We start from the raw sequence: 7,468 nt of genomic DNA, 5'->3' as shown, positions 1-7,468 counted from the left end.
AATCTAATGGAAAATCAATTATTTTGTTAGAAGGGAAAAACAACCTAGAATCGTGCATCCCATTTAATAATCAATATATAGTCGTGCCGTTCACTCAATCACTGAGCTTCCCAGAAAATGAAGGCACAGATGTCTTTCTCGCTTATTGTATACCTGCTTATTGTATACCTGCTTAATGTATTCATACGAATGGCCTGAGGATTATAGAGAAATTCAATGCTGGAAAATTAATTTAGCACCTTAGAATGAATGATGGAAAAATGCCGGAAATTTCAGCATGGTGAACCATGTAATAGTAAAATAGATGTAAAGTCACAGTTTTAAAATTTTCATACTAATATATTCATTTTTTAAACATAGCATACCTTTTGTACTACAAACAAATATCTACTTAATGGGGGCATTTACTGACATATTTGGAAAAGTGCCAAGAGTAGCTATTTTAGAAATTTTGGCCGAAAATTCTGATGAGGAATTAACAGTTAAAGATATAATTGATGAAACTGAGGTCTCTAAAAGAGAAGCGTATTCCATAATCAGGGATTTTATTAACAGTGGATTAGTACTTGAATCTGGGAAAAGGCCGAAAAGATACGGGCTTAATAAAAATGATGTGAGGGCACAAACTCTTATAAAGGCCGAACCATTGTTGATTATGGGAAAGTTGGAATTTGAATTAAAACTAGATGATAAACTTCTACATTTTGAAAAGGAACAGGAATGAAGCTGGATATAAGCAGTGTTGGCTTCTGGATTCTGTAGATCATCAAACATTGAATTATTATCAGAAATTATATCTTAATTAATTCTTCAACCTTTGAAGAATTTTAATACCTGAAACCCAAGGTCATGTTACTTTCCTTATCAATTTTGATAGTAAATTATTGCAATATCCATGACCTAACTGTCCATCCACAAAGTTTTTAAGGGGAGGGAAATTAGATTACTATGAAAGTTGTGGCCATACTACCTGCATTTCTGGACCTGGAAAATATTAAAAAATCCGTGGATCAGATAATGCCAGGGATTGAAATTGTTACAGATACAGACTTTGAAAAAAATGATGCAGATGTGGTTGTAATAACAACCTTTACACCATTTGGAAAAAATGAGATGGACAAATTCCCGGAATTGAAATTTATCCAGGTTGCAAGTACTGGATACAACAATGTGGACATAAAGGAAGTGAGAAGGCGGAATATTCTCCTCTGCAATGTTCCTGTGGCAAATAAGGATGCGGTTGCAGAACATGCCATAGGAGCGGCTCTGGCACTTCTAAAGAACTTTATACCATTCCATATGGAGATCAAATCCGGTACATGGCCTCTGCTTACCAATTCCCGGGAATTGCAGGGAAAAACATTTGGAATTATAGGAATGGGGGCAATAGGCATTAAACTGACACAGAAACTGATCCCATTTAACGTGGGCATCGTATATTATGATCCTGTGCGGCTACCTGAAAAGGACGAAGAATTCTATGGGCTCACATACCTTAACCTGGACGAATTGATCAGGGTATCAGACATTATTTCTGTGCATACTCCTCTTACCAGAAGTACAAGGATGATGTTCAATGATGCCAGATTCGGGATGATGAAGGATAATGCCATATTCATTAACACATCCAGAGGTGAGATAGTTGACGAAAAGGCACTGGTAAAGGCAATAAAGGAAAAGAATATTTATGCTGCTATAGATGTGTTCAGCATTGAACCGCCTGATTTCTCATCAGAACTGTTCCATCTGGACAATGTGCTCTTCTCTCCACATATTGCAGGTGTCACAATGGAAAGCCAGGAAAGATTCATAACAGAGACAATAGGCAATGTGATAAGGTATTCACAGGGAATTGAACCATTGTATAGAGTAGATGATGAAGTATGAAAGGATATGAAATACTTGAAAAGACTCTGGACACACTGAACCTTTCACCTGTCTTCGGTAATCCGGGAACCACAGAAATACCAATGTTAAGAGGTATCAGAAAATATTATCTGACACTCCACGACTCCATAGCACTGGGCATGGCCGATGGGTATTCACAGTACAATAATACTGCATCCATGGTAAACCTGCATTCACTACCCGGACTCGGCAATGCAATGTCATTTTTAAATACTGCAAAATGGAATAGGTCCCCAGTGGTGGTAACAGCTGGACAGCAGGATACCAGGCATATAGTATATGACCCCATATTATCTGGAGACCTGATGCATACAGTTTCTGGCATTGTGAAATATTCATATGAAATCAAGAATCCAGCGGATATACCTGTTGCCTTCAGAAGGGCTAAGGCGATAGCTATGACTCTACCCAGAGGTCCGGTATTCATATCTGTGCCAATGGACATGATGGACTATGATGCCGAGAATATTTCTTACAGAGATGCAAAAATCAATACTGGATATAATGATCCGGATGCCATAGAAGAAATTGTGGAACGAATAAACAGATCAAAGCACCCTGCCCTAGTATTTGGCTATGAGATAGATGTTTACAATGCATATGAGGAAGCGGAAAAATTTGCAGAAAAGCTCGGTGTTGAGGTATACAGCGAACCACTGGCATCCAGAGGGACGTTCAATACGGAAAATATACGGTATGCAGGTGATCTGCTTCCTGCCTCCACGCTCATGAATTTAAAATTTCTTAATAATGACCTCATAATTTTTATCGGGGGAGACATAACGTTTTATCCATATCTTCCATCATTGCCATTCCCCGGAAAGGATGTGATATTCATTGGAACTGATATTTCCCACAAAACGGGCGATTCATACATGGTAAATCCCAAAATCTTTTTGCGGGATGCTGTTAAACTGGTAAAAAATAAGGGAGACTTCACCAGGCCTAAAGATTACATGTATCCAAACAGGGTTGCAAGGCAGAGATTATCCATGGGCGTTGATTATGTTCTATTCAATGCTAAAAAATTATTTTCTGATTATACAATAGTTGATGAGGCCATATCATCATCTGAAAATGTGAGGGCTACATTCGGCTACGGTTACAGGAAATATTTTACAGCAAAATCAGGGCAGCTGGGCTGGGCGACAGCGGCATCACTGGGAATAGGAATAAACAACCAGAAGACACTGGTAATTATTGGTGACGGGGCGTTCATGTATACAGTTCAGGGCCTATGGACAGCTAAGCGTTATAATATACCTGTTAAATTCCTTGTTCTGAACAACGGTGGATACAACATACTTAAGAGCTTTTCAAAAAGTTATTTTCCTGAAATGGAAAGAAGGGAATACTTCCAGCTTGACCTGGACATAGAGGCTGTATCCAGAGGTTTCGGCGTGGAAACAAGAACTGCTGATAAGGATCTTTCAGACCTACAGTGGTTGCATGAGGGAAATTATCCAAAGGTGCTTGTAGTGAATACTGAAAAAACAGTGGAGAAGATGTTTTTATAAATTAATTCTAACATTTTCTATTCAGTACGTTTATTCACTGGCTATAGTATTCTTCTATTTTCTGTATTCTTCCGCATAGTTAATTTCCAGACAATAAGATTAATATAATAATATCATTTATATATATTATGGCAAAATTTCCGAGTGATGAATGGGCTAAAGAATATGTGGAAAAGCTAAATTCAAATCCTGCTTACGGCGATGCAGGAAAAACATGGGATGATTCAATAACGTTTGTTGTCCAGCCAGATGAAACATATAAGGATTACTGGTATTTATATCTGAACCTGAAGGCAGGCAAATGCATTGACTCGGCTGTTGGCAAGGAAGAGGGCGATGTACCAAAGTCCAGCTTCAAGTATATGGGAAAGTATTCCAACTGGGTAAAGCTAATAAAGGGAGAAATAGATCCCATACAGGGCCTTATGACAGGCAAATTCAAGCTTGATGGCTCCATGATGAAAATAATGAGATATACAAATGCTGCCAAGGAAATGGTAAACACAGCCAAAATGGTTGATACACAGTTTTAGGCAACACTGTAGATTCTGTAATTTAAATTTATATTTTTATGAATATTCAATGAAATATTTTTATAATTGACTGCGTAGGCAGGAAATGGGGTAGATAAAATGGATAAAGTCTTTGGAAACATAATAAATGGAAAAGAAGAAACCGATGGGGAAAAAATTTCCCTGAATAGCCCTGTGGATGGTTCCCTAATAGGGTATATCGTAAATGCTGGAAGAGAGGCTGTGGAACGTGCAATAAAATCCTCTCGGGAAGCTTTTATGGCATTTTATGCCTCCTCTACTATTTCATCAAGGCAGAAATTAATAGGGAAACTTGCGGACATTGTGCAGGAAAAGGCTGACATATATGCCCAGCTGGAGTCACAAAATACTGGTAAAACCATAAGGCAGAGTACATTCATGGATATACCACTTGCAATATCCCATATCAGGTATTTTGCAGAAACTGATGAATTCAAATTCCAGAGGAATATTACACACCCTGAATACCCTGGAACAGAGGGTATAGTTCAGAATGCTCCAATGGGAGTTGTAGCATCCATTGCACCATGGAATGTGCCCTTTTTAATGGCAGTGTGGAAGATAATTCCTCCAGTGCTTGCGGGAAATAGTGTCGTCATTAAACCCTCACATTATACTCCCCTAACTGCTATGGAACTGGTAAAGGATATGAAAGTTGCAGGTTTCCCCGATGGACTGGTGAACCTTGTAAATGGAACGGGAAGGACAACAGGAACCTATCTGATTGAGAGTGACAGCATTGATATGATAAGCTTTACAGGTTCTACACCTACCGGATCAAAGGTAATGGAACAGGCAGCAAAAAATATAAAGAAGGTTTCCCTAGAGCTTGGAGGAAAATCACCCAATATAGTGTTCGCAGATGCAGATCTTGACCATGCGGTAAAGGGTGTTATATTCGGGATATTCCTTAATGCAGGGCAATTGTGTGAATCTGCAAGCAGGCTTATTATTGAAGAATCGGTCATGGACAAATTTCTGGAAAAGATGAAAATATATCTTGATTCGATGAAATCCGGAAACCCCCTGGATTTTGACACAGACATAAGCGCAATTACAACCCTGGAACAGAAGGAGAAAATTGATTCACTGATTAGGGAAACTGTCAATGCGGGTGGAAAAATATTCTATTCGAGAAAGATGAAAGATGCACCGGATAATGGAATATATTTCCCTCCCACACTTCTTTCCGGACTTCATCCAGGATCAGCGGTATCAGACGAAGAAATATTCGGACCGGTGCTTACAGTTTACCCCTTCAGGTCGGAGGAAGAAGCCATAGAGCTTGCCAACAGCACAAAATATGGACTTGCAGCGGGTATATGGACTCGTGATTTGAACAGGGCTGGAAGGATAGCATCCATGATCGAGGCAGGAACAGTCTGGATAAATGAATATCACCTCCTTTCTGCCGCTGCACCCAGAGGTGGGTTCAAGAAAAGTGGCATTGGCCGTGAACTGGGACTTGAGGGAATTATAGAATACACCCAGACCAGGCACATATTTTATGGAAATAATGAATCTGGCATGTCTGATATTGCATATGGCATATTAATAAAACCAACATAGGATATGTGCATAATTCTGTCTGGTTTTTCCGAATTAACATGCACTAGTATGTCAGCTTTATAATAGCCATGCATGAAGGAATTTGCAATATTTTTTAATTCCATATTTTCTATTTTATACCTCTTCTGGAAATATATATTTTTCTCCACATTGATCACCGTGTTTAATATATATCTAAACTTGAATTTGTTTTAAACTCCATACCTACAATTATTCTATCATCGTTCATACTGTCATATCTCATTGTTAATAACGTTTTTATATCGTTTAAATCAACATTTATGTCATGCAAAGTAATTAATTCTTTAAATGTATCATTTTTATTATATGTGTTAATCATTGAATTTAGTTGCAAATACAATGAGGTTTTGAGCACAAAACATTGGATCGGATTTACGATTATATTGTATTATTTATAGATTCATGCAGACTTCCTTCAATTCATAGGACTTACTTATTTTTTATTGTATTTTTGCACATTGAGACTGACGAATTAAAAAATTGCCGTAAAGTCACGAAGTGAACTGTCAATATTTAAATCTCAATATAAAATGATATATAGATATACGTGTCGTTTAGTGAAGCTCAAATTTTAAAAAAAAGGAGTTCTGATTTTTTAGAAGAATCAAAACATCTCATAGACATTAAAAAATACGATTTGGCTATTTTTAACATGGAACAATATTGCGAATTAATATTAAAATATGCAATGCTGATAAAATTAGGATACTATCCACGTACTCATTCGTTAAAAGAATTGATAAGTCAACTACCCCTCCCTGACGGAAGGGGCTTGTCTCGTGAGGAACAGCGCAAGAGTTGATTAGGGGGCTTGAAAGACATGGTGAAAAACATGAAAGAGAAGCAGAAGTTAGATAGGAGAGATACATACACACCTACGGATGCTCCACAAGTCCGTGGCAACTGTGATCATACATTAAACAGAGAGGAAACTCTCAGTGTGCATGGTTTAAAAACCCCTTCTAACAACCCCAATGTGGACCTACAGTCAGGCATGGCTGGACAGGACCTGAGGGTTCCCGTCATAAACATGCGCGACGAACCATTAATGCCGACAACACCAGGAAAGGCACGAAAATTATTAAAGGGAAAAAAAGCAAAGGTTGCATTCTCAAATCCATTCACTATACAACTTCTATATGCAACTGGAGAGACAAAGCAACCAGTAACATTGGGTATAGATGCCGGATACAAGCACATTGGATTCTCTGCAGTAACAGAAAAGAGAGAGCTGATATCAGGAGAAGCGGTCATAAGAACTGATATACCCAAACTCAATAAAGAGAAATCTATGTACCGTAGGAACAGGAGAAACAAACTCTGGTACAGGAAACCAAGATTTATGAACCGTGGAAACAAAAAGAAAGGATGGCTTGCACCCAGCATAGATCACAAACTACAGACTCACATAAGACTGATTGAGAAACTTAAAAAAATACTTCCAATATCCGATATTATTATTGAGGTTGCTTCATTCGATCAGCAGAAGATGAAGAACCCTGAGATAAGTGGAATAGAATACCAGCAGGGAGAACTTCAGGGATATGAGATCAGGGAATATCTCCTTGAGAAGTTCCATCATATCTGTGTGTATTGCAGCAAGACCGGTGTGCCTCTTGAAATAGAACATCTCACACCCAGATCAAGGGGCGGCTCTAATACAGTAGACAACCTTGCCATCTCATGCCATGACTGTAATCAGAAGAAGAATAACCTCACAGCAGAAGAGTTTGGATATCCTGAAGTGAGAAAGAGTGCATTGATCACCATGAGAGATGCGGCATTCATGAACACTGTAAGGTGGAAACTCACTCAGCTAACTGGAGCAGATCATACATTCGGTTACATTACAAAGAAGAATCGTATTTCTCTTGGTCTGGATAAAGGGGATCCTCTAGA

Annotated in this window: 7 protein-coding genes; all 7 read left to right on the top strand. The window is 38.4% G+C overall.

The features are described from left to right. The first annotated feature begins 394 nt into the window (after positions 1 to 394). Positions 395 to 724 (top strand): hypothetical protein, encoded by a 330-nt coding sequence (locus AMDU4_RS12935; RefSeq protein ID WP_021788384.1) that lies wholly within the window; start codon positions 395 to 397, stop codon positions 722 to 724. A 224-nt stretch (positions 725 to 948) separates the two neighbouring features. Next, positions 949 to 1,887 (top strand): NAD(P)-dependent oxidoreductase, encoded by a 939-nt coding sequence (locus tag AMDU4_RS12930; protein ID WP_021788383.1) that lies wholly within the window; start codon positions 949 to 951, stop codon positions 1,885 to 1,887. Then, a complete protein-coding gene (locus AMDU4_RS12925; RefSeq protein WP_021788382.1) occupies positions 1,884 to 3,425 on the top strand; it encodes a thiamine pyrophosphate-binding protein in 1,542 nt (513 codons plus the stop codon). Before AMDU4_RS12930 ends, AMDU4_RS12925 begins: the two co-directional genes overlap by 4 nt. Positions 3,426 to 3,553: 128 nt before the next feature. Continuing rightward, positions 3,554 to 3,958 carry an SCP2 sterol-binding domain-containing protein gene (locus AMDU4_RS12920; RefSeq protein WP_021788375.1) on the top strand — a complete coding sequence of 135 codons (405 nt, stop codon included), beginning with the start codon at positions 3,554 to 3,556 and terminating at the stop codon, positions 3,956 to 3,958. A 99-nt stretch (positions 3,959 to 4,057) separates the two neighbouring features. Next, positions 4,058 to 5,548: an aldehyde dehydrogenase gene (locus tag AMDU4_RS12915; RefSeq protein ID WP_021788381.1), complete on the top strand. Its 1,491-nt coding sequence runs from the start codon at positions 4,058 to 4,060 to the stop codon at positions 5,546 to 5,548. A gap of 568 nt (positions 5,549 to 6,116) precedes the next feature. Further along, on the top strand, positions 6,117 to 6,371 hold the full coding sequence (locus AMDU4_RS12910; protein ID WP_021788378.1) for a HEPN domain-containing protein: 255 nt from the start codon (positions 6,117 to 6,119) through the stop codon (positions 6,369 to 6,371). Between the two features lie 30 nt (positions 6,372 to 6,401). Then, the coding region (iscB, locus tag AMDU4_RS12905; RefSeq protein ID WP_021788377.1) for an RNA-guided endonuclease IscB at positions 6,402 to 7,468 on the top strand (1,067 nt) is incomplete at its 3' end.

It is taken from the genome of Ferroplasma sp. Type II, from assembly GCF_000496155.1.
This window is presented reverse-complemented; position numbering and strand designations above follow the sequence as displayed.

Bases quoted from the DNA above. Each gene is read 5' to 3' on its own strand.
- AMDU4_RS12935 (WP_021788384.1), top strand. From the start codon at position 395: ATGGGGGCATTTACTGACATATTTGGAAAAGTGCCAAGAGTAGCTATT.
- AMDU4_RS12930 (WP_021788383.1), top strand. From the start codon at position 949: ATGAAAGTTGTGGCCATACTACCTGCATTTCTGGACCTGGAAAATATT.
- AMDU4_RS12925 (WP_021788382.1), top strand. From the start codon at position 1,884: ATGAAAGGATATGAAATACTTGAAAAGACTCTGGACACACTGAACCTT.
- AMDU4_RS12920 (WP_021788375.1), top strand. From the start codon at position 3,554: ATGGCAAAATTTCCGAGTGATGAATGGGCTAAAGAATATGTGGAAAAG.
- AMDU4_RS12915 (WP_021788381.1), top strand. From the start codon at position 4,058: ATGGATAAAGTCTTTGGAAACATAATAAATGGAAAAGAAGAAACCGAT.